Origin of the sequence: Blautia sp. OF03-13, from assembly GCF_003460685.1 — a bacterium.
Taxonomy (GTDB): domain Bacteria; phylum Bacillota; class Clostridia; order Lachnospirales; family Lachnospiraceae; genus Fusicatenibacter; species Fusicatenibacter saccharivorans.
In genome coordinates, this window is the sequence record NZ_QTVR01000011.1 from 14,412 (window position 1) to 35,477 (window position 21,066).

Genomic DNA, 21,066 nt, shown 5'->3' on the forward strand with positions numbered 1-21,066 from the left:
AATATGCAGGCGTATACCTACGTTTCAAAAGGAAAATTCGAATTAAGAGAGAAGCCAAAACCGACCCTGATGCAGGAGCGGGATGCTATTGTCAAAGTGACACTCGCCAGCATTTGCTCCAGCGATCTGCATATCAAGCATGGCAGCGTTCCGCGGGCAGTACCCGGGATCACGGTTGGCCATGAGATGGTGGGGATTGTGGAAGAGGTTGGAAAGGCAGTTACCAAGGTAAAACCAGGAGACCGGGTGACAGTAAACGTGGAGACCTTCTGCGGTGAATGCTTTTTCTGCAAGAAAGGGTATGTGAATAACTGTACAGATGAAAATGGCGGTTGGGCGCTGGGCTGCCGGATTGATGGCGGCCAGGCGGAATATGTGCGTGTGCCCTTTGCAGATCAGGGACTGAATAAGATTCCGGATGGCGTTACGGATCGACAGGCATTGCTGGTGGGCGATGTTCTGGCTACCGGTTACTGGGCAGCGCGTATTTCAGAGATCTCAGAGCAGGACACGGTGCTGATCATCGGAGCCGGCCCCACCGGTATCTGTACCCTGCTTTCGGTAATGCTGAAAAAACCAAGACGGATTATTGTGTGTGAAAAGGATAAAAATCGTCTGCAGTTTATCCGACAGCATTATCCGGAGATTTTGTTGGTTTCTCCGGAGAAGTGTGAAGCGTTTGTACGGGCAAACAGCGATCATGGGGGAGCTGACGTTGTGCTGGAGGTTGCGGGGGCGGAAGCTACCTTCCGTCTGGCCTGGGAATGCGCGAGACCCAATGGTCTGGTGACGGTGGTTGCTCTTTATGATCAGGCACAGATCCTGCCGCTTCCGGATATGTATGGAAAAAATCTTACCTTTAAAACCGGAGGGGTGGATGGTTGTGACTGTGAAGAAACATTACGGTTGATTGCAGAGGGAAAACTGAACACAGAGCCGCTTATCACCCATACCTATCCCTTAGAAAGGATAGAGGAAGCCTATGAACTCTTTGAAGGTAAGCGGGACGGTGTAATTAAGGTAGTAGTAGAATGCTAAAAGAAGATATAGATAATTCCAATCATTAATGTACTATATATGGTATGATAATGATTGGAATTTTGTTATAACAGGGGGGATTTCCAACCATTAGTATATACGATTCATGAAAAATCAGGTAAAATTATGTATAGGTAATTAAGGGATCGGTTTTATGAATCCGCTGGGTCCGGATGTGGCGACAATCCGTACTTCTGGCTGTATCGTCTTTTCGCATGGAGGCAATGGCTGCCGGAGGATTTGCCGGAGAATATGAACGATGGATGGATATGGCAGATCTGCCGACCGAAGAGGAAGAGAAGGAATTAATTGCCACGCTGTTTTCTCTGAGCTGAATGATCTGACGGCTGAAGCGAGGAATAAATTTACGGAAGAGGAAAACGGTTAATGCAGTGCTTTTGAGGGACAAACTTTCGTGCATTCATAGCAGAGAATACACTCTGTTCCGTTTTTCCGCTTGCGGGTTTCCTTATTAACCTCCACGTTCATGGGGCAGACCTGCAGACACTTCCTGCAATGGACACACTTATCCTCATCGCAGTGGACGCGCAGAAGAGAAAAATAGCTCATAGGTTTGAGAAAAACTGTAATGGGACACAGATATTTGCAGAACGCCCGATTATCTTGAAACAGGAAGGCAAACACAATACCGACAAGGTAATAAAGCGCATTCCCGGCCAGGAAAAGCCAGAACATGATTTGCTCCAGATGTGCCACCTGCATCAGAAACAGCCCAGACACCAACGCCAGAGACAGAAAAAACATCACATAGCGAAGGAAGCCCAGCTTTTCTTTTCGTGGCTTCTGCGGCTGATTGTAGGGCAGAAAGTCCAGCACCATAGCTGTCCAGCAGGCGTAGCCGCACCAGCCACGCCCAAAAAGCAGCGGTCCGAAAATTTTTGCAACCGCGTAGTGGATAGTTGCTGCTTCGAAAACGCCGAGAAACAGGTAGTACCAGAACCTTCGATCTGCATATTTTCACGGGAAATCACGCCAAGGTACAGCAACATATAGCTGCCCACCGCCAACTGGACGAAATGCCGGGCATACCGTTTTCCGGCGGTAAATAGTGCTGTTCCAAGCCCAAGGCAGGCTCCGATGTAGCTGAAATTCAGCAGATAGAAAAAATTCTCCTTTGTGAGCCACAGCGTAACTGCCACTGCTTCAAACAGCAGAAACAGCAGCATAGATGGCACGTATTTGTGAAGTCTGTTAGGGATTTTCGTCATCTCTTTGATCCTCTGCTTTCTTATCTTTTCTCAATGCACGGACTGCCAGGCCGGTGCAAGAGCGTGTCTGATATCTTAGCATAAGTATAGCAGAGAAATAAAAAAATAGGAATCAGATTCTTATAAAACATCTGCAAAAAAAGTGAAACGATTACAGGCGCAGACGGTTATGACCGCCTGCGCCTGTAGTCGTTTGGAGTCATTCCAAACTGTTTTTTAAAAGCTGTCTGGAAGTGGCCTGGACTGGAAAAGTTTGATGTATTTCTATGCATAGGGTATAATGTCTTTAGGGAAAAAGATATGATTACGAAAACAAAATATTCCGGAAACATGATAGAGAAAGCAGGTATGCTATGAAAAGAAAAATTATGATTGCTGCAGTGGCAGCTGCTGTGATTTTTGCGGTGATTGCGATTCTTTCCGTTTTGGCGCAGACACCGGCATTAATCTGAGAAATCGAAATGATCTGCTGTGAAATTTCCGGCGGATCATGGAAGGATGGGAAACTGGCGTTTTGCAAATGATTTTGCCTACTTTCATACAAAAAATACTTTGAATATCAAGAAATCTATGCTACACTGATACTGCATGACAAAATAAAAGAAAGTGGGGATTGTAGTATGAGTGGTCTGTTTCGGGCTCTTCATCGGACAAAAGTGTTTCGAAATCTGACGGAGCAGGAGTTTGCATGGGTTTTATATGATGTGGGAAATTCGGCATTTATTATGCTTGCCTGTTCGCTGATTCCGATCTGGTTTAAGAGTCTGGCAATCGGTACAGGGCCGGGAAAAATCAGTTCGGATCAGGCGACGGCGTATTATTCGATTGCCATTTCCATTGTTACGGTGGTGGTGGCACTGATCGGTCCTGTCTGCGGTGTGCTGGCGGATCGTAAGGATAAGAAAAAGATCTTTTTACCACAACGGCAGGTCTTGGCATCACAGGATGTGTGCTGAATGGCGTTGCAACGAGCTGGGTGCTGTTTCTGGTCATTTATATTGCGACAAGAGTCTGCTATAATGCATCGCTGACGATTTACGATTCCATGCTGAATGATGTGACAACGGAGGAACGTATGGATGAGGTATCCTCCTATGGCTATGCGTGGGGATACCTGGGATCCTGCATTCCGTTTCTTGTAGCACTGATTGCTTACGTTCTGGGGCCGGATATGGTCGGGGTGCTGCCGGATTTTGTCTCTAAGATGATCGGTTTTGGCGTGACGGCTCTCTGGTGGCTGGTGGTGACGCTGCCGTTGCTGAAGGAGTATCGGCAGAAGAATTACGTGGAAATGAGAACGGTTACCGTCGGTCAGACATTTGGAAAAATATTCAGAACCCTGAAAAAAATCGCAGTTTCGGACCGGAAAGTATTTTTCTTTCTGATTGGATTCTTTCTCTATATTGATGGGGTCGGAACTATCATTGACAACTGCATCAACATCGGAACCGATCTGAACCTGAATACGGTTGGACAGGTTGTTTTCCTGCTTGCCACGCAGGTTGTCGCTTTTGGAGGATCTCTGTTTTTTGCAAAACTGTCGCGGAAAAAAGATACGGTATCCCTGATTCTGATCTGCATCGCAGGCTATTTTGTCATCTGCCTCTATGCGCTGACACTGCGGACGCTGGTGCACTTTGCGATTCTGGCATTTGGAGTGGGATGCTTTCAGGGATCAATTCAGTCGTTGTCGCGGTCGTATTATTCCAAAATTATTCCGGCGGAGAATTCGGGAGAATATTTTGGCATCTATGATATTTTTGCCAAGGGCGCTTCCTTCCTTGGATCTGTAGTCATTGCAGTTGTAAAGCTGGCGGGAGGAACGATCAACGTAGCAGTTGCATGTCTGGCGGTTTTCTTTGCACTTGGATTTGTTTTTCTGAAAATTGCAGACCATCAGCCGGTGACGGGTGAAAAATAAAAGATACACAGCATAAAAAAATCTCAAAACCAGGCGAACAAGAGCAACTGGTTTTGAGATTTTTTGCTTTTGACTCCGGGGTTTCACAAAGAGAGGTTACGTGTTACGATAATCAGTGAGTCGGGCTGCCGGGAATGTGGCTGCCTGAAAAAAGCACAGACAGGCCAGATCCGGAAAGCCGGAAGAGTCGATCACAAGGATGCGTTTCTGGACACCGAGGAGCTGCACATTGGTACCAGACCCCATTACACTTCTATCTGCAGACCCCGATTGCACAGATTCATGATTACAGCATGGCGCAGTTTGAGCATTGGACGAAAGAAACATTCTCTGCCAATTTTCGCAAAATGCTGACGCTGGAACAATACCGCGATCCAAAACTTGCGCAGCTTCATCATGATTATCTGGCGGGCGGACCATTGAAATATATGGCGGTGATTTTTCGTAAGCTGGCGGATTCTGATGAAACGGCCATGCAGCTGGCGTTGGAGTTTTATCTGTGACAAGAACCCGGAAGCTTTTGAAAAATTTGAAGCCGCATTCCCCAAAAAGGAAAAGCTGAAACTGCTGGGGCAGCTGTTCTGATTCGAGCGATAAAGTTTGGCAGCAGAACGATGCTGAGGGGTAAGCAGGTGTGTGATAAAAGGAGAACAGGACAATGGGGGAATCCCGTGTCCTGTTTTTTTGCCCCTGAAAAGTGGAAATTTCCTATCCCCTCTGCATACAATACAGGTAGAGTATCTTTTCAAACCCGTTCAGAAAGGATGATCATTATGACGAAAGGCATTGTAAAAATAAAGAAAAACCGTGCATTTGTAGAGCAGCAGAACGGCGAGGTGGAAATGGCTTCCGGGCAGTATGTGTATCTGAAAGTGGAAAATTGCTGGATTCCGGTGGTGGTGCGGTATTCGGCGCGGAGGAAGAAGTGGTATTTTAAGTATCTCGAGGAAATCCCGGTCTGCGGGCAGAAGGTGCTGCTGAAGGCGTAGCCGGTAAAGGGCGTTTCACGTATGTTTAACATGTGTTTAATCTTTCTGAGTCAGAAATTCATTATGCAGCTCATGGATTCTGCGCTGTTCGGCAGCTTTCTGTTTTTCACGCTCCGATCAATACGAAGATCCTGCAAGCAGAGCGCAGATCAGCGTCAGACCGAAAACAAGAAGAAAAGAATAAAGATATGGATGACCGGGATGATTTTCATGATTCATAGGAAGCCTGGCTTTCTGAATGTAAAATTCGTAGATAAGGATTTTCTGTGTCTAAAATTCAGTATAGCAAACGGAATTTTTCGCGTCAATGGAAAGGATTGGTTTCTCGATTTCCAAATTCATCATTTACGCCGTCCCCAAAGTCTGCTAAGATAAAGAAAACTTGTTACCAAACGAGAAAACAGGAGTGATTTACATTGAAAAAGATCTTATTTATCGCAACCGGCGGCACAATCGCTTCGAAGAAGACGGAAAATGGTTTGACTCCGCAGATTACGCCGGAGGAGTTATTGTCTTATATTCCGGAGGTGGAAGGCCTCTGTGAGATTACGGCGGTGAATCCGTTCAATCTGGACAGCTCGAATGTGGTTCCGGAGAACTGGAGCACGCTGGTGAAAGTGGCGAAGGAGCATTACGAGGATTACGACGGTTTCGTCATCGCGCACGGAACTGATACGATGGCGTACACGGCGGCGGCGCTTTCCTATATGATTCAGAATTCGGAAAAGCCGATCGTCATCACCGGAGCACAGCGGCCGATTAATTTGGATATCACGGATGCAAAGACAAACCTGTCCGATAGCTTTTATTACGCCTGTGATGATGCATCCCAGGGTGTACAGATTGTGTTCGACGGAAAAGTCATCGCGGGAACGCGCGCGAAGAAGGTGCGGACGAAGAGCTACAATGCCTTTTCCAGCATCGATTTCCCGTACCTTGCGGTAATACAGGACCGCAGGATTCTGCGGTATCTGCCGATGCTGCCGTATGAAAAGCCGGTTCGTTTTTATGAAAACTTAAGCGATAACGTTTTTCTCTTGAAACTGATCCCGGGAATCAGCCCGGTATTGCTTCCGGCGATTTTTGAGCACTACGATGCGATCATTGTGGAGAGCTTCGGTGTCGGCGGTATTCCGGCGAGCATCAAGGAGCCGTTTTACGAGCTCTGCCAGAAGTACCCGGAAAAACTCATCATCATGTGTACCCAGGTTTCTCACGAGGGAAGCGATATGACCGTCTATGAAGTCGGCCATGAGATGAAAACCCTGTGCAACATTCTCGAGTCATACGATATGACCCCGGAGGCAGTCGCAACTAAAACCATGTGGCTTCTCGGCAACCGTCCGGATGATCATGAGAGCCGGGAAAAAGCATTCTATAAACCGATCAACTACGATACGGTCTGGAAATAAGAAAAAGAAAGACGGCAAAAAGGCTGTCACGGTCCGCAGGAAAGAAATGTTTCTGCTGGCTGTGAACGCCTCTTTTTCTTTTTGAGGAAAAAGAAATTTTCCACAAAATTTTCAGATAGTACGGACGCAAAGTTGATTTTTATTGGAAGAATTGTGCAAATTTCATAGAAAAATCAGAAACAGGTTGACATCTTTTGAACATTTTAGTAGAATTGAATTCATGATGCAGTGCGGAAAACGGCGGATTTTGGATGACGAATCCAACCGCTGGTTACAGTTACAACATATGTGTGAACGATAACGATTTCGGAGGTGCATGCATGAAACGGTTAAGGTTTACAGCAGATATGACAAAAGAACAGAAGCGAAACACCGTTGAGGCGGCGCTGCTTCTTGGTTTCCAGGCAGAGACGGCAGTGTTTCCTGTTGCAGCCGCGGATGGAGAAATCCCGGTACCGGAAACAAAAGAAGAATTCCGGAAGCTGTGGAAGAAAACAGCAGATGCAGCCCCGGAGGGGTATGAGGCGGCTTCGGACCACATCGGGCCGGTTTACGACCTGGATTTCCGGGAAAAAACAGGATTGGAAAAAATGTTCCAAAAAGGTCCGTTTTTAAAAGATCAGAATCACGATTTCCTCCCGGATGCACTTGATGTAAAACTGGTGCTTCCAGAGGACGCAAGCGATGCTATGTTTCTTGCAGCGTGTGATCTGGCATACCGTTTCGGGATGGAGACGACAGGATACGAAGGAACCATTCTTGCCGAGGCGGGTTACAAGGGAAATCAGATTATTTTTGAAAAAGCAGATCAGACAGAACTGGTCCTTGGAGAGACAGACGGTGACGGCGTAAAAGTGTATCTGCGCGGAGACGGCGAAGCACTGACCGCATTCACCGCCCGCCTCTGCAATACATTTCCAAAGATCTGCGGTGAGAGAAGCTGGAAAGATCTCCTGATGGACATGGTGGATGATTTTATCCTACGCGGAGAGGACGGCCAGCTTGCCGAACTGAAAGCTTTACAGGAAAAAGAAAGCGGCGCCTATGCGGTTTACGGATCGCCGCGCTGGAGCGAAGAGCAGAAAAAAGAGGCCGGAGATGCAGAAGTTTACAATTACAAATCCGGTCAGAAAATGTACGAGAAAGTATATGAATTCCCGTGGGAGGTCGAAGTATTTGAAGAACTTCTGGAAACGGAAGTCTATCCGAAACTCAAAGAGGGAAGCACCGTAAAAATCACCGGAGCAGTCAGCGAGACCGAGAGCGTGCGCCGGAAGATGTGCGAAGCGATCGATGCAAAAATCCGCGAAGCAGGCGCTGTGCCGGAACAGACAACGATTTACTGTGCCTACAAACAGGGCTATTCCTGGCTGGCAGAAGAGATGCTTCCGCGTCTGAAAGAGGCCGGAGCCGATACGGTTACCGTTTATTTCAAACCGTTTCTCCCAGAAGGCCAGACGGAATGGAATGATGAAAACGGAGCCATCCCGTCTTACCACAACCTGAGTGCCGAGACGCCGGACAAATGGTACGACCTACCGATCCGTTATCTGCAGGAGCTGTACCCGATCGAGGATCTTCTGGTAAAAGAGCTCGGTATCGAGAGAAAAAATGTCGTATTCAAAGCCTATGAGGGAGAAGATGACATCACATATCTCTGCCAGGGAAGCAAAGAAAACAGCGTCTGCTGTGAGGATGCGTACAAGGCCGCGTGGTCGGAGCGTCCGTATATGAATGAATACCCGCAGATGGGAAAAGTTCACCCGTCGACCGGTTATATAAAAGCAGAAGTAAATGGCAAGCCCATTCTTGACAAAAAAGTCCGCACCGATCTGGAAGAAATCTGGGATGTCTACCAGAGCGAAGTCCTTCCGGACTGCCGCCGCTATATCGAGGAAAAAACGGGCGGAACCGTTGCGGAGGAGATGCAGCCGTTCTTCCACGAACTGAGAATGGACATTACGGTAAGCGAGCCGGACGAGCCGACCGGTTCCCGTGAGGATCTGATCTCATCGCTTGATGCACTCCATGAGGACATGTATTTTGTGGGCGGTGATTATTTTAAAAATTACGGCATTCAGAAAGCCGGCGTGATGCTGGATGCACCGGGCCTGATTCTGCCGGTGATCCATCAGAAAGAGGGCCGGCCGGTCTTTCGCGTTACGCTGACAGAGCCGTTAAAAGATGCGGCATGCATCACAAAAGACGGAGAGACCGCTGCCGCAGAGAGAAAACGAAGTGAAGTCGAAACCTGGATTTCCGCAGTTTCGTGGGAAAACGGAGAGCTGAATTTCCATATCACAGTGAAAGGCGCAGCAGAGGCTACCGTAAAAGCATACGCAGCGCTGTGGTCGAAAGGTGTTCTTGAAAAATGCAGCTGTGTTCCTGTGGAAACAGCGCTTGTCTTTGAAACAGAAAGCGGCGCATCGTATGCGGCACAGACCCTGGAGCGGGAAGAAAAGCCAAAGGCGAAACGGATCGAGAACATCAACCTGCATGAGCACGAACTGATCGGATACGATACGTATCGGGAGATCATTGAGGAGCTGAAAGAAGTTCCGGGTATCGAGGTCTTCCGGATTGCCGTTTCCTATACGGGCCGCGAGCTCTATGCTGTCTGGCTGAAACCGGAGTACGAGGGATATCTGTCGCTGACGAAGCGTCTGGCGAGAGTGCCGAGCGAGGTGATCAATGCAAGACACCATGCAAACGAGGTTGCCTCAACGAATGCATCGTTTATGCTGCTGAAGAAACTTTTAACAGAAGATGTTTACAAAGAGCTGCCGGATAAGCTGAATCTGATCCTGATCCCGATGGAAAACGTGGACGGTGCAGCGATTCACTATGAACTGCAGAAGGAGCATCCGACGTGGAAATTCCATGTGGCGCGGTTCAATTCTCTTGGAAAAGAGTTTTACCGTCATTATTTCCAGCAGGATACGATTCACAGCGAAGCGATGGGCATCAGCCGGATTTACGAGAAATATGCACCGGATATGATGGTGGATAACCACGGTGTGCCAAGCCACGAATGGGAGCAGCAGTTTTCTGGTTATACCTCCCCGTCCTACAAAGGTTTCTGGCTTCCGAGATCGCTCTTATATGGTTATTTCTGGTATGTAATGAATCCGGAATACAAAGGAAACTATGATGTGAATAAGGTCATGGAGGATGTGATCGCAGACAAGATTGCAGCGTATCCGGAGATGAAAGCACTGAACCAGGAGTGGAGTGCACAGTTTGAAAAATATGCCCATGCGTGGATGCCGAAACTGTTTCCGGCCAATTATTATAAAGAAATGATCAATTACTGGATTCCGTATGAATCGAATCCGGCGCATGGATATTCGTCGATCCGCTATCCGTGGATTACAACCGTCGCTTATACGAGCGAGGTTGCGGATGAAACGGCACAGGGAGAATACCTGAACCTGTGTGCGCGGGCTCATGTGGCGCACGACGAAGTGACAATACAGATGCTCATGGAGGCGCGGAACGTTATGGACTGCCGCTTTACCGAGCAGGATGGAACGATTTTGACCAGCTACATACGAAAGAGACCGATGATTGTCTCTAGGTAACTGGAAGAAATACAGGATACAGGGTTGTGAAAGCACGAGCGTGCGGAGCAGCCTGTATCCAAAAAAACTACATTTTATTTAAGGAGGAGTTTAGGTATGGAACTCATCAAATTACTTGGCGTGTTAATCGTTATCGTCGGATTCGCGCTGAAACTGGATTCAATCCTCATCATTTTCCTGGCGCTGATTACGACAGGGATCGTTGGCGGCCTTGGCGTCGGCGGTCTTCTTGAGACCATCGGAACCAACTTCGTAGCGAACCGAAGCATGGCGATCTTCATGATGATCCTGCTCGTTACTGGTACGCTTGAAAGAAACGGTCTTCGTGAAGCAGCAGCAAACCTGATTAAGAAAGTTAAGAGTGCAACAGCCGGCAAGCTGATCGCTGTATACGGCGTATTAAATGGCCTGTTCGGTGCATTCAACGTAGGATTCGGCGGTGTTGCCGGATTCATCCGTCCGGTTCTTCTTCCGATGGCAGAAGGTGCGATCGAGAACAAAGAAGGTACCGTAAACGAAGAGCACTTAGAAGAAGTCAAGGGACTTGCAGCAGCAATGCAGAACTTCACCTGGTTCTTCTTCCAGGTTCTGTTTGTCGGCGGTGCCGGTGGAATTCTGGTACAGACGACACTTGCCGGTCTTGGCTATGAAGTAAGCCTGATTGACCTTGCGGCAATTGAAATTCCGGTTGCATTATTCTCACTGGTTGTTTCCTGTGTCTATATCATTGTAAAAGACAATCGGATTTCGAAAAAATACTATGAAAAATCAGCCGGCAAAAAGGCACAGAAATAGGAGGAACACTAGATGAGCGCATTAAAAGTTATACAGGTTCCAGCCGCATTTAATACGGCCGGATTAAATATTGTATGGATTCTCGTTGGCCTGATTGCAATCTACGCGGGCATTAAAAACCTTCTGGATGAAGAAAATCCGTCCAGAATCGGAACAGCCATTTTCTGGTGTTCGTTCGGTATTGTTACAGCACTTGGCACCTGGCTTCCGGCCAAGGTTTCCGGTGTCCTCGTTATTATTATGTGTCTGCCGCCGATCTTCAAGAAAGTAAAGGTTGGAAAAACAAACGCACCGGAAAAAGCACACACCGAAGCACAGTTTAAGAAGATTGGAATGAAGATTTTCGTTCCGGCATTCTGTGTTGCTGTATTTTCCCTTGCTTTTTCACTGTTCTCCAATATGAGCTCCATGATCGCGATTACACTTGGTGTTCTCGTAGCCATTATTTTCCTGGTTGCATACGACTCGAAAGAGAACAAACCGCAGGTTTTCCTGAAAGATTCCGAGCGTTTCCTTTCCCTTACAGGACCGCTCAGTATGCTGCCGCAGCTGCTTGGCTGCCTGGGCGGTGTCTTTACTGCAGCCGGTGTTGGTGAGGTTATTGCACAAATCGTAGAGAAAGTTGTTCCGAAAGGAAATGTTAATATTGGTATCATCGTTTATGCCGTTGGTATGGTACTGTTCACCATGATCATGGGTAATGCATTTGCAGCCATCACCGTTATGACGGTTGGTATCGGTGCTCCGTTCGTACTGGCATACGGTGCAAATCCGGTAGTCATCGGTATGATCGCACTGACCTGCGGTTACTGCGGAACCTTAATGACTCCGATGGCAGCAAACTTCAATATCGTACCGGTTGCAATCCTGAATATGAAGGACCGCTGGGGCGTAATCAAAAATCAGGTGCTGGTTGGATTAATTATGCTTGTATTCCAGATCTGTTATATGATAGTATTAAAGTAAATCGTCAGGACAGACTAACTAAGGTCATCGTATTTTCCGAAAGGGAAGGGCGGTGGCCTTAACGTCCGTAAAATGGTCGACTAGATATGACAGGAGAAGGAAGAGAAACAAATGACACCGAACATGGAACGGGGGGCCCGGATCATCATCCGCGAATGGGTAAGAGTAAAAGCGTGGGATAAAGTACTGATTGTGACATCAAAGGAGCATCAGGCGGAGGCGAAAGCGCTGGAAATGCAGGCGCGGAAAAAAGCGCGGTCCGTCAACACACTGATTGTTGAAAATAAAGGACGCCATGTGGGCATCTTTTTCGACGATAACGAGGCGGTCTTTGATCCCTACACTGCGATCATTGCAGCGACCGAGTATTCGCTTGTGACAACAAAAGCAGCGAAGCGTGCGATTCAGAAGCACAAAAAGTTTCTGTCGCTTCCGCTTTCGACGAACGACGGAAGAAGTCTTCTGGAGTTCGATTTCCTTTTGATGGACACGAAAAAGAGCCGCATGATGGCAAAGCTGTTTATGAAGTATCTCCGTTCATCCGGCAAAGTGCATGTGACGACACCGGCAGGAACGGATATGATGTTCTACAAAGAGAACCGCAATCCGGGATTTTTCAACGGCGTATTAAGAGACGGAAAAGGCTATTCGTCCTCAAGTATTGAGGTCTATGTGCCGATCGAGGAGACAAAGACAGAGGGCATTATGGTGCTCGACGGATCGCTGGGATACATCGGACGAGCCGATGAGCCGACGAGAATCATCTTCAAAGGCGGCAGAATCGTCGATATCGAGGAGACACCGACCGGCATCCGCTTAAAGAAGTACATGGAGGAATATTTCGATCCACGGATTTATATCGCAGGAGAGCTTGGCATCGGACTGAATTCGTGCTCGAACTGCCTCGGCAACTGCTACATTGAGGATGAATCCGCGTATGGAACCTTCCACGTAGGGCTTGGACGCAATATCGCGCTCGGCGGCGTGCAGAATGCGAAAGGCCACTTCGACCTGGTCTGCCGGGAACCCGATATTTTTACCGATAACCGTCAGATCATGGACCGGGGAAAGATTATTGCACCCGAGCCTGTGTTATACTAAAGGACAGAACCAGGAGACAAAAATTAAGAGACAAAAGGAGAAAAGACGATGAAAGTTTTATTAACAGGATTTGACCCATTTGGAGGAGAGAGCGTGAACCCGGCATTCGAGGCCATCAAACTTCTGCCGGATACCATCGCCGGAGCAGAGATCGTAAAAGTTGAGATTCCGACCGAGTTTACCAGAAGTATTTCCTGTGTGGAAGCAGCCATCAAAGAGCACAATCCGGACGTTGTCATCGATGTCGGACAGGCAGGCGGACGCGCATGCGTAACCGTAGAGAAAGTCGGCATCAACCTTGCAGACGCAAGAATCCCGGACAACGCCGGAGAGCAGCCGTCCGATGAACCGCTGCAGGCAGACGGCCCGACCGCATACTTTGCAACGATTCCGGTCAAAGCAATGGTTCAGAACGTCCGCGAACACGGCCTTCCGTGCCACGTATCCTTCACCGCAGGCACCTACGTATGCAACTGCGTTATGTACAATGTGCTTCACCTGTGCGCAACGAAATATCCGAACATCCGCGCAGGCTTCATCCACGTACCGTTCGCATGCGAGCAGGTAGTCGGAAAAGCAAGCACCATGGCAAGCATGCCGCTGGAAACGATTGCAAAATCTCTGGAGTACTGCATTGAGGCGGTTGTAACCAACAAAGAAGAAGTAAAAGAGGCAATGGGAACGACCCACTAAAGAAGCATTTCAGGCCGTCTTACCGGAAAAAGGTGAGGCGGCCTATATTTTTTGCTTTTTTTCCTTTTGCAAACCATATCTTTTGTGTTACAATAGATTTTGTCAGAATTTTTATGCGAAAGGAACGAAAGAAAATGGAACAGGGTAAAATTTTTAAATTTCATAATGACCTTGATACAGACCAGATCATCGCGTCCCAGTATCTGCTTCTGCCGAATCTGGATGAGATGAAAGGCCATGCGTTTGAATCGTTAGATCCGGACTTTGCAAAAAAAGTAAAACCGGGAGATTTTGTCGTAGGAGGAGAAAACTTCGGCTGCGGTTCTTCAAGAGAGCAGGCACCAGGCGTCTTAAAAGCACTCGGCGTGCAGGCCGTCATCGCAAAATCCTTCGCCAGAATCTTTTTCCGCAATGCCATCAACATCGGTCTGCCGGCGATTGTCTGTAAAGACCTGCCGGATGCCGTAGAAGACGGGGACACCATGGTCCTCCATATGTCCGAGGGAACCGCAGAGGTGAACGGCAAAACGTACACCTGCACCAAACTGCCGGAATATATGCAGAACATACTGAATCAGGGAGGCTTGATTGCCTCTTTGAACCGCGAGGAGGAGTAAGAACCATGGGAATGACAATTGCAGAGAAAATTATCGCCGCTGCAGCCGGCGTTCCGGAAGTAAAGCCGGGAGATATCCACACCGTAACACTGGATCGTCTGATGAGCAACGACGGAACCACCCATCTGACGGTTGATATGTACCGCAACAAATTAAACCACCCGCACATTGCGGATCCGAAAAAGCTCGTTTTCATCGTCGACCACAACGTGCCGTCCGACAGCCCGAAAACAGCAGCATCCCAGAAAAAGATGCGTGATTTTGCAAGAGAGAACAACATTGACTTCTGGGAAGGAAAAGGTGTATGCCATCAGGTGATGATTGAGAACTATGTCCGCCCGGGCGAGCTGATCTTCGGCGCTGACAGCCATACCTGCTCTTACGGAGCACTCGGCGCATTCGGCACCGGTGTCGGCTGTACCGATTTCCTGTACGGCATGGTAACGGGAACTTCCTGGGTACTCGTACCGGAAAGCGTAAAATTCAATCTTGTAGGAAAACTGCCGGAGGGCGTTTATGCGAGAGATCTGATTCTCACCATCATCGGCGAGGTCGGCGCAAACGGATGCAACTACCAGGTGATGGAGTTTACCGGTGAGGGTGCAAAGACTTTAAGCATCAGCGACCGTATGGCACTTTGCAACATGGCAGTTGAGGCCGGTGCCAAGACCGGTATCTTTGAGGCAGATGAGAAAGCCATCGAGTACCTGAAAGAGCACGGAAGAGAGCCAAAAGAAATCTTTCACAGCGATCCGGACGCAAAATACGTCAGAGAGTACACCTTTGACCTTTCCAAAGTCCGCCCGGTTGTTGCAAAACCGGATTTCGTAGACCGCGTTGTTCCGGCAGAAGAGACCTGCGGAACGCCGATCAACGAAGCATTCCTTGGATCCTGCAACAACGGAAGAATCGAAGATCTCCGCGTCGGCGCAGAGATCATCCGCGGAAAGAAAGTCGCAGAGGGCGTCCGTTTCCTCGTTGTTCCGGCAAGCCAGACGATCTACCGCCAGGCATTAAAAGAAGGCATCATCGACACCTTCATGGAGGCCGGAGCCATCGTCATGAACCCGAACTGCAGCGTCTGCTGGGGAAGCTGCCAGGGTGTCATCGGCGAGAACGAAGTGCTGATCAGCACCGGAACCCGTAACTTCAAGGGCCGTGCCGGTCATCCAAGCTCCAAAGTATACTTGGGCTCTGCCGCAACCGTAACCGCATCCGCAATTGCCGGAAAGATTGCGACGGCAGATCAGATCTGACCATTTTCTTTGAGGGATATATAATATTTTTGGGAGAATAAACATATGGAAGCATTTACAGGAAAAGTATGGGTGCTTGGAGACGATATTGATACCGATATCATTATCCCGACCGAGTATCTTGCTTTAAAGACAATTGACGATATGAAACAGTACGGCTTTTCCCCGCTCCGCCCGGAACTGGCCGGACAGATCGAAAAGGGCGACATCATCGTGGCAGGAAAGAACTTCGGCTGCGGCTCCTCGAGAGAGCAGGCACCGGAGATCATCAAGGCGCTCGGCATTTCCTGCGTCATCGCGAAGTCCTTTGCCCGGATCTTTTTCCGCAACTCTATCAACAACGGTCTTCTTCTGATCGAGCAGCCGGATCTGCACGACGATATCAAAGAGGGCGACACCATCACCGTCAAGATGAATGAGCATGTCGATTACAACGGAAAAACATACCCGATCGCAGCTCTGCCGGAGAACCTGATGGATATCATTCAGGCAGGCGGCCTGGTAAAGGCAATGCGCAAGCGCAACGGACTGGACTAAGAGCGGGAGGAAGAAACGATGGGCAATACAGTAATTGAAAAAATCATCCGCCACAACACCGGAAAAGACGTAAAACCGGGCGACATTGTGACGGTCAACGTGGACAGAGTCATGATTCATGATATCTTCATCCCGTTTGTCGGCGATAAATTCGAGGAGATGGGCTTTACCAAACTGTGGGACCCGGATAAAGTCGTTCTGATCTACGACCACCTCGTTCCGGCAAGCCAGGTGGACGATACGAGACATTTCCACAAAGGCGATGAATTTGCAAAGAAATACGGCATGAAAAACGTACACAGAAGCGACGGAATCTGCCATCAGTTAATGACAGAGGCAGGTTACGTAAAACCGGGCGACGTTGTTTTCGGAACCGACAGCCACACGACGACATACGGCTGTGTCGGTGCATTCTCTTCCGGAATCGGCTACACAGAGATGGCGAGCATCCTTGGAACGGGTACGATGTGGATCAAAGTGCCGGAGACGATCAAAGTTGTCATCGAAGGCGAGCTGCCGAAAAATGTGATGTCAAAAGACATTATCCTGCGTCTGATCGGTGACCTCGGTGCAGACGGCGCAACGTACCGCGCACTGGAGTTCTCAGGAAGCACCGTAGAAAATATGACCGTGGCAAGCCGTATGACGATTGCCAACATGGCGATCGAGGCAGGTGCCAAATGTGCACTTTTTACCCCGGATGAGAAGACCGCAGAATACTGCGAGATCGAACTCAATGACTACCAGAAGAGCTTAAAAGGCGATGAGGATGCAAAATATCTGTGCACCATCACCTACCGCGCCGAGGATTTTGTGCCGGTTATGGCATGCCCGTCCCAGGTAGACAAGATCCGTGATACCAGCGTTCTCGAGGGAACCCCGATCGATCAGGTCTTCATCGGTTCCTGTACGAACGGCCGTCTCGAGGATCTGCAGGCGGCAGCCGAGGTTTTAAAAGGCAAAAAAGTAGCCGACTACGTAAAACTGATCGTAACACCGGCAAGCCGCAAGATTTATCTGCAGGCAAGCAAAATGGGCATTCTCGATACACTGGCAGAGGCAGGCGCCATGATTACACATCCAGGCTGCGGTCTGTGCTGCGGAAGAGCGGGCGGAATCCTCTCTGACGGCGAGCGTGTTGTAGCAACGAACAACCGAAACTTTCTTGGAAGAATGGGTACTTCTAAAGTTGAAATTTATCTGGCATCTCCAAAGACAGCGGCAGCATGTGCAGTAGCTGGAAAAATTGTGACGCCGGAAGTGTAAACGAACTTAACAGCAGAAAGGGAAAACAGACGACATGAATGGTTCAATGTTTATCGGAACCTGGTGGGCACTCGTCCCGCCGCTGCTTGCAATTCTGCTTGCATTTGTAACAAAAGAAGTTTACAGTTCCCTGTTCATCGGATCGGCAGTCGGTGTCCTTTTGTACACCGGCTTCCATCCGTGGGATGCGTTCACAAGCTTCTTTGAAATTTTACGGAACAGCATGAACATCAACATTCTGATCTTCGATATCCTGCTTGGCATGGTTGTCGTGCTGATGGCGAAATCCGGCGGCTCGGCGGCATATGGAAAATGGGCGGGGACGAAGATCAAAACGAAGCGGAGTGCGCTTCTGGCAACGATGGGGCTTGGTGTTCTGATTTTTGTGGATGACTATTTCAACTGTCTGACAGTCGGCTCTGTCATGCGCCCGGTCACAGACAGCCACAAGGTTTCCCGCGCGAAACTCGCATACATCATCGACTCCACCGCAGCGCCGATCTGCATTATCGCGCCGATCTCAAGCTGGGCGGCAGCCGTCAACTCGTATGTGCCGGCGGATGCGGGAATCAGCGGATTCCAGCTGTTTCTGCGGACAATTCCGTATAACCTGTATGCGATCCTTACAATTGCGATGGTCTTTTACATCTGCTACACCGGCTTTGATTTTGGTCAGATGAAGCTCCACGAGGATAATGCCGCCAAAGGTGATCTTTTCACGACCGGAGGCGAGGAGTTTGAGCAGGTTTCCGAGCAGGAGGTCAATCCGAACGGAAAAGTCATCGACCTCGTGCTCCCGGTTGCCGTACTGATTGTATCAGCGATCGGAGCGATGGTTTACACTGGCTTCCTCGGCGGCGCGGACAATGTGATTTCCGCGTTCGCAGGATGTGATGCAGAGACGAGTCTGATTTTTGCCTCCGTCGTGACGATCCTGTTTATGATGGCGCTGTATCTGCCGCGGAAGGTCATCACCTTCAAGAGCTTTATGGACAGCCTGTCCGAGGGCTTCAAGCTGATGGTTCCGGCGGTTACGATTCTCGTCTTTGCGTGGACCTTAAAAGGCGTCGGTGATGCGATGGGCCTGGCCCAGTTTGTCGGAAGCGTCGTGGGAGACCATGCATCCGCAAGTATTTTTATCCCGGTGGTGCTGTTCGCCGTGGCGGTGTTCCTTTCCTTTTCGACGGGAACCTCCTGGGGAACGTTCGCGATTCTTGTGCCGATTGCAACGGGCATGTTCGCAGCCGGAACAAATCTGGAGATGATGATTATCTCGGTATCCGCCGTCCTGGCAGGGGCGGTCTGCGGTGACCATATTTCGCCGATCTCGGATACGACGGTTATGTCAAGTGCGGGTGCGCAGAGCAACCATCTGAACCACGTATCGACGCAGATGCAGTATGCGGCCGTTACGGCGTGTGTCTGCCTGGTGGGATATCTGATTGCAGCCGTGACCAGAACGTGGTGGATCACACTTGGCGTCAGCCTTCTTCTTCTTTTGGCTGTTTTAACCGGAATGCGCAGATTTTGCGCAAAAAAAGCGGAAAACGGCAAAAAATAAAAAAGAAAACAGAAAAACGCGTGAAATGCTTGACGGGAGAGAAAAAGAACCGTATACTAAAAAATAGAACAAACATTCACAGGACAACGGTGTCCTGCAAAGAAGAAGCGGAACGCTTTTGGAGCAGGAATGTGAATTGGAACAGAAGGAATTGGATTTTTCAAAGTCCAGTTCCTTCTGTTTATCTCTGTTAAAATTGCATCGGAGCTGTGAAATGCAGGAGAAGAAAGGAGGCATTCCGGGGCGAAAACGCTTTGGAAAAGGGAAGGACTGTTATGGTCAGAAAGATCATAGCAGACAATGGCAAAAACAAAAAGAGGGAGAAAATATATGATATTTGGAAAGTACATTAACAAATACTACCTGAAGAATGCGCCCATTCTGATTCTCGGTCTTGCAGCGCTGATTCTCGTAGATTATTTCCAGCTTTTCATACCGGAGCTGTACCGCATGGTCATCAACGGCATGAACGGCGACCCTGTTCTGGTCAACGGCCAGGCGGCGGTGTTTGATATGGAATTTCTGCTGAATCAGGTCTGCCGGCCCATGATTATTACCATTATCGTCATGGTAGTCGGCCGTTTCCTGTGGCGAGTCTGCTTTTTCGGCTCCGCGATCCGCGTGGTGACCGATCTTCGTACCTGCATGTTCGCGCACAGCAAGGAGCTGTCCCAGGAGTATTATCAGGTCAACAAAGTCGGAAACCTGATGAGCCTTTACACGAACGATCTCGATACCGTGCAGGAGTGCTTCGGCGACGGTATTCTGATGTTCTGCGATGCGCTGTTTTTAGGCCTGCTTGCCGTGATCAAAATGTGGCGCATGAACCACTTCCTGACCGGCCTTTCCATGATCCCGATGGCATTTCTGATGGCCGCCGGCACAACGCTCGGCAAATACCTGATGAAAAAGTGGGAAGAGCGCCAGGCGGCCTTTTCCGAGCTGTCCGATTTCGCGCAGGAAAACTATTCCGGTCTTGCTGTCATCAAAGCATTCGTCAAAGAGACGAAAGAGCTGATGATGTTCCGTAGACTGAACCGCGAGAACGAGGACATCAACGTAGAATATACCAAAATTTCCACACTGCTGAACATTATGGTAACGCTGTTCGTCGAGTCCGTCATCTGCGTAATCTTAGGCTACGGCGGCTATCTCGTTTACTGCGGAAGCTTCGACGCCGGCCAGCTTGTCGAGTATATCGGCTATTTCTCGGCCGTTGTATGGCCGATCATGGCGGTCTCCATGCTGATCGAGAAGACATCCCGTGGAAAAGCGTCCTTAAACCGTATTACGGAACTGCTTGACGCAAAAGTCGATGTGAAGGACCGCGGCGGTGTGCAGGATCTGCCGTCCATCCATGGAAAAATCGAGTTCCGCAATCTGACCTTCCGCTATCCGGACGGGGAGTACGATGTGCTGAAAAACGTATCGTTTACCATTGAGCCGGGCGAGAGTGTCGGCATCGTCGGAAAGACCGGTTCCGGAAAAACGACCATCGTCGATCTGCTGCTCCGCACCTACAACGTGCCGGACGGAACGCTGTTCATTGATGACCACGATGTCAACACCGTTTCCATCCACTCCGTGCGTGAGGGCTGTGCCTACGTGCCGCAGGACAACTTCCTGTTCTCCGACACGATTTCCGGCAATATTTCCTTCGCCTTTGATGACGAAAACCAGGAGGCCATTGAGGATGCGGCGATGATGTCCGATGTCCATGACAATATCGCAGAGTTCAAAGAGGGCTACCGCACCGTTCTTGGCGAGCGCGGTGTGACGGTTTCCGGCGGACAGAAGCAGCGAATCTCGATTGCGCGTGCGCTGATGAAACACGCACCGATTCTGATTCTCGACGATTCCGTCTCTGCGGTCGATACCAAAACAGAGCGCACGATTCTCGACAATCTCAAAAAACGTGAGGGACTGACGACAATTCTGATCGCACACCGGATTTCAACGGTGGAGCAGATGGACAAGATCGTGTTCGTCGAGGACGGAGAAGTCCATGCAGTCGGAAAACACGAGGATCTGTACCGGACCTGCACGGCGTACCGCAAGATGGTCGATCTGCAGAAACTTGAAGAGGAAGCGGGGGAGGAGTAGA

At 49.2% G+C, this 21,066-nt stretch carries 19 protein-coding genes and 1 pseudogene; 18 read left to right on the forward strand and 2 right to left on the reverse strand.

Annotation, left to right across the window (positions count from 1 at the left end):
- Positions 1-3 precede the first annotated feature (3 nt).
- On the forward strand, positions 4-1,038 hold the full coding sequence (locus DXA55_RS10000) for an alcohol dehydrogenase (protein WP_117814038.1): 1,035 nt from the start codon (positions 4-6) through the stop codon (positions 1,036-1,038).
- A gap of 173 nt (positions 1,039-1,211) precedes the next feature.
- The gene (locus DXA55_RS17105) at positions 1,212-1,373 is read left to right on the forward strand and encodes a hypothetical protein (protein ID WP_158565074.1); all 162 of its coding nucleotides are present in this window, start codon (positions 1,212-1,214) and stop codon (positions 1,371-1,373) included.
- A gap of 49 nt (positions 1,374-1,422) precedes the next feature.
- On the opposite strand, the pseudogene DXA55_RS19295 reads toward DXA55_RS17105, so the two are convergent.
- Both DXA55_RS19295 and DXA55_RS19565 read right to left on the reverse strand, forming a co-directional pair.
- A pseudogene (locus tag DXA55_RS19295) lies at positions 1,423-2,258 on the reverse strand (4Fe-4S binding protein).
- A gap of 176 nt (positions 2,259-2,434) precedes the next feature.
- Positions 2,435-2,599 (reverse strand): AraC family transcriptional regulator, encoded by a 165-nt coding sequence (locus DXA55_RS19565; RefSeq protein ID WP_117814040.1) that lies wholly within the window; start codon positions 2,597-2,599, stop codon positions 2,435-2,437.
- A 288-nt stretch (positions 2,600-2,887) separates the two neighbouring features.
- Here DXA55_RS19565 and DXA55_RS17770 point away from each other — a divergent pair, with 288 nt between their 5' ends.
- From DXA55_RS17770 to DXA55_RS10095, 16 genes are all read left to right on the forward strand, one after another.
- On the forward strand, positions 2,888-3,223 hold the full coding sequence (locus tag DXA55_RS17770) for a hypothetical protein (RefSeq protein ID WP_242998473.1): 336 nt from the start codon (positions 2,888-2,890) through the stop codon (positions 3,221-3,223).
- The gene (locus DXA55_RS10015; RefSeq protein WP_242998475.1) at positions 3,217-4,188 is read left to right on the forward strand and encodes an MFS transporter; all 972 of its coding nucleotides are present in this window, start codon (positions 3,217-3,219) and stop codon (positions 4,186-4,188) included. Before DXA55_RS17770 ends, DXA55_RS10015 begins: the two co-directional genes overlap by 7 nt.
- A gap of 134 nt (positions 4,189-4,322) precedes the next feature.
- Positions 4,323-4,691 carry a hypothetical protein gene (locus tag DXA55_RS17775; RefSeq protein ID WP_242998477.1) on the forward strand — a complete coding sequence of 123 codons (369 nt, stop codon included), beginning with the start codon at positions 4,323-4,325 and terminating at the stop codon, positions 4,689-4,691.
- A gap of 270 nt (positions 4,692-4,961) precedes the next feature.
- Positions 4,962-5,177 (forward strand): hypothetical protein, encoded by a 216-nt coding sequence (locus DXA55_RS10030; RefSeq protein ID WP_117814042.1) that lies wholly within the window; start codon positions 4,962-4,964, stop codon positions 5,175-5,177.
- A gap of 416 nt (positions 5,178-5,593) precedes the next feature.
- Positions 5,594-6,589, forward strand: coding sequence for an asparaginase (locus tag DXA55_RS10040; protein ID WP_117509129.1), 996 nt, complete (start codon positions 5,594-5,596; stop codon positions 6,587-6,589).
- A gap of 320 nt (positions 6,590-6,909) precedes the next feature.
- Positions 6,910-10,170, forward strand: coding sequence for a M14 family metallopeptidase (locus DXA55_RS10045; protein ID WP_242998479.1), 3,261 nt, complete (start codon positions 6,910-6,912; stop codon positions 10,168-10,170).
- A 96-nt stretch (positions 10,171-10,266) separates the two neighbouring features.
- Entirely contained in the window at positions 10,267-10,965 is a 699-nt protein-coding gene (locus DXA55_RS10050) for a 5-oxoproline transporter, DUF969 family subunit (protein ID WP_117814046.1), read from the forward strand.
- A 12-nt stretch (positions 10,966-10,977) separates the two neighbouring features.
- Complete coding sequence (locus tag DXA55_RS10055; RefSeq protein WP_022462495.1) at positions 10,978-11,931, forward strand: DUF979 domain-containing protein; 954 nt, start codon at positions 10,978-10,980, stop codon at positions 11,929-11,931.
- Positions 11,932-12,042: 111 nt separating this feature from the next.
- Positions 12,043-13,032, forward strand: coding sequence for a peptidase (locus DXA55_RS10060; protein ID WP_242998481.1), 990 nt, complete (start codon positions 12,043-12,045; stop codon positions 13,030-13,032).
- 48 nt (positions 13,033-13,080) lie between these two features.
- Positions 13,081-13,725: a pyroglutamyl-peptidase I gene (gene pcp, locus DXA55_RS10065; RefSeq protein ID WP_022462497.1), complete on the forward strand. Its 645-nt coding sequence runs from the start codon at positions 13,081-13,083 to the stop codon at positions 13,723-13,725.
- A gap of 134 nt (positions 13,726-13,859) precedes the next feature.
- Positions 13,860-14,342 (forward strand): LeuD/DmdB family oxidoreductase small subunit, encoded by a 483-nt coding sequence (locus tag DXA55_RS10070; RefSeq protein WP_055218301.1) that lies wholly within the window; start codon positions 13,860-13,862, stop codon positions 14,340-14,342.
- 5 nt (positions 14,343-14,347) lie between these two features.
- Positions 14,348-15,598: a 3-isopropylmalate dehydratase large subunit gene (locus DXA55_RS10075; protein ID WP_055218299.1), complete on the forward strand. Its 1,251-nt coding sequence runs from the start codon at positions 14,348-14,350 to the stop codon at positions 15,596-15,598.
- Positions 15,599-15,643: 45 nt separating this feature from the next.
- Positions 15,644-16,135: a LeuD/DmdB family oxidoreductase small subunit gene (locus tag DXA55_RS10080; protein ID WP_022462500.1), complete on the forward strand. Its 492-nt coding sequence runs from the start codon at positions 15,644-15,646 to the stop codon at positions 16,133-16,135.
- An 18-nt stretch (positions 16,136-16,153) separates the two neighbouring features.
- Complete coding sequence (locus DXA55_RS10085; protein WP_055218295.1) at positions 16,154-17,401, forward strand: 3-isopropylmalate dehydratase large subunit; 1,248 nt, start codon at positions 16,154-16,156, stop codon at positions 17,399-17,401.
- Between the two features lie 34 nt (positions 17,402-17,435).
- The gene (locus DXA55_RS10090; protein ID WP_055267079.1) at positions 17,436-18,962 is read left to right on the forward strand and encodes a Na+/H+ antiporter NhaC family protein; all 1,527 of its coding nucleotides are present in this window, start codon (positions 17,436-17,438) and stop codon (positions 18,960-18,962) included.
- A gap of 330 nt (positions 18,963-19,292) precedes the next feature.
- Complete coding sequence (locus tag DXA55_RS10095) at positions 19,293-21,065, forward strand: ABC transporter ATP-binding protein (RefSeq protein WP_055267077.1); 1,773 nt, start codon at positions 19,293-19,295, stop codon at positions 21,063-21,065.
- Position 21,066 lies beyond the last annotated feature (1 nt).

What these genes read in the sequence shown, in the direction of transcription:
- DXA55_RS10085 (WP_055218295.1), top strand. Translation starts at nt 16,154, where the DNA reads ATGGGCAATACAGTAATTGAAAAAATCATCCGCCACAACACCGGAAAA.
- DXA55_RS10050 (WP_117814046.1), top strand. Translation starts at nt 10,267, where the DNA reads ATGGAACTCATCAAATTACTTGGCGTGTTAATCGTTATCGTCGGATTC.
- DXA55_RS10090 (WP_055267079.1), top strand. Translation starts at nt 17,436, where the DNA reads ATGAATGGTTCAATGTTTATCGGAACCTGGTGGGCACTCGTCCCGCCG.
- DXA55_RS10030 (WP_117814042.1), top strand. Translation starts at nt 4,962, where the DNA reads ATGACGAAAGGCATTGTAAAAATAAAGAAAAACCGTGCATTTGTAGAG.
- DXA55_RS17105 (WP_158565074.1), top strand. Translation starts at nt 1,212, where the DNA reads ATGTGGCGACAATCCGTACTTCTGGCTGTATCGTCTTTTCGCATGGAG.
- DXA55_RS19565 (WP_117814040.1), bottom strand. Translation starts at nt 2,599, where the DNA reads ATGTTTCCGGAATATTTTGTTTTCGTAATCATATCTTTTTCCCTAAAG.
- DXA55_RS10075 (WP_055218299.1), top strand. Translation starts at nt 14,348, where the DNA reads ATGGGAATGACAATTGCAGAGAAAATTATCGCCGCTGCAGCCGGCGTT.
- DXA55_RS10060 (WP_242998481.1), top strand. Translation starts at nt 12,043, where the DNA reads ATGACACCGAACATGGAACGGGGGGCCCGGATCATCATCCGCGAATGG.
- DXA55_RS10095 (WP_055267077.1), top strand. Translation starts at nt 19,293, where the DNA reads ATGATATTTGGAAAGTACATTAACAAATACTACCTGAAGAATGCGCCC.
- DXA55_RS17775 (WP_242998477.1), top strand. Translation starts at nt 4,323, where the DNA reads ATGTGGCTGCCTGAAAAAAGCACAGACAGGCCAGATCCGGAAAGCCGG.
- DXA55_RS10080 (WP_022462500.1), top strand. Translation starts at nt 15,644, where the DNA reads ATGGAAGCATTTACAGGAAAAGTATGGGTGCTTGGAGACGATATTGAT.
- DXA55_RS10055 (WP_022462495.1), top strand. Translation starts at nt 10,978, where the DNA reads ATGAGCGCATTAAAAGTTATACAGGTTCCAGCCGCATTTAATACGGCC.
- DXA55_RS10070 (WP_055218301.1), top strand. Translation starts at nt 13,860, where the DNA reads ATGGAACAGGGTAAAATTTTTAAATTTCATAATGACCTTGATACAGAC.
- DXA55_RS17770 (WP_242998473.1), top strand. Translation starts at nt 2,888, where the DNA reads ATGAGTGGTCTGTTTCGGGCTCTTCATCGGACAAAAGTGTTTCGAAAT.
- DXA55_RS10045 (WP_242998479.1), top strand. Translation starts at nt 6,910, where the DNA reads ATGAAACGGTTAAGGTTTACAGCAGATATGACAAAAGAACAGAAGCGA.
- pcp (WP_022462497.1), top strand. Translation starts at nt 13,081, where the DNA reads ATGAAAGTTTTATTAACAGGATTTGACCCATTTGGAGGAGAGAGCGTG.
- DXA55_RS10000 (WP_117814038.1), top strand. Translation starts at nt 4, where the DNA reads ATGCAGGCGTATACCTACGTTTCAAAAGGAAAATTCGAATTAAGAGAG.